Annotated in this window: 1 protein-coding gene; it reads left to right on the forward strand. The window is 71.6% G+C overall.

The annotated features are described in order from the left end of the window. On the forward strand, nucleotides 1–1,056 hold a 1,056-nt coding region (gene dinB, locus G7A99_RS20275; protein ID WP_371807645.1), incomplete at its 5' end, for a DNA polymerase IV. Between the last annotated feature and the right edge of the window lie 102 nt (nucleotides 1,057–1,158).

Raw genomic sequence — 1,158 nt, forward strand, 5'->3', positions numbered from 1 at the left:
ACCATCATGCACGTCGACATGGACGCCTTCTTCGCGTCCGTGGAGCTGCTGCGCCGCCCGGAGCTCGCCGGGCAGCCGGTGGTGGTCGGCGGCCGGGGCGACCCGAACCGCCGCGGGGTCGTCTCCACCGCGACCTACGAGGCCCGGCAGTACGGCATCCACTCCGCGATGCCCCTGCGCCGGGCGCTGGAGCTCTGCCCCCATGCCGTGTTCCTGCCGGTGGACCTCGCCGCCTACCGTGCCGCCTCCACGGAGGTCTTCGCCCTGCTGCGCGAGCTCTCCGAGCACATCGAGCCCGTGGGACTGGACGAGGCCTACCTGGACGTCAGCCACCGTCCGGAACCGCCGCGCACCCTCGGCGCCGAGCTCAAGGCCCGCATCCATTCGCGCACCCGGCTCACCGGCTCCGTCGGCCTTGCCCCGAACCGCCTCCTCGCAAAGATCGCCTCGGACCTGGAGAAACCCGACGGCCTCACCGAGCTGACCCTGGACGACGTCCCCGACCGGGTCTGGCCCCTGCCCGTGCGCACCCTCCACGGCGTCGGCCCACGCACCGGCGAGAGGCTGGCCGACCTCGGCATAGAGACCATCGGGGACCTCGCCGCCACGCCCGTGGAACGCCTGGCAACCGCCTTCCCCGCGAACCACGCGCAGGCCCTCTCCGAGCGCGCCCACGGCCATGACGAGCGCCCCGTCGCCCCGCGCCGTCAACGCAAGTCGATAGGCCGCGAAACCACCTTCCAGAAGGACTGCCGCTCCAGCGCCCGACTCGCCTGGCTGGCCGAGGAGATGCTTGCCGGCCTCATCCCGCGGCTGACCGAGCGCGGCCTGCGCGCACGGACAGTGACGGTGAAGATCCGCTACCGCGACTTCGTCACCCAGACCCGCTCCCTGTCACTGAACGAGGCGAGCGCCGACCCCGATACCCTCGCCGCCGCCGTGCAGGAATGCCTGCGCCAGCACACCCTCCACCGCGCGGTACGGCTGCTCGGCGTCTCCCTCTCCCAGCTCACCGACACCCCCGAGGGCCCCCAACAGCTCTCCATCATCCAGTGAGCCCGAGCCTCCTCCTCCCGCAAGCCCCCTCCGTACAGCCCCTCTCCCTTCACGGGAGAGCGGTTTGGGGAGAGGGTTTTGGGAATTCGGGGAGAGGGTCTT

The sequence above is a fragment of the Arhodomonas sp. KWT genome (genome assembly GCF_010993615.1).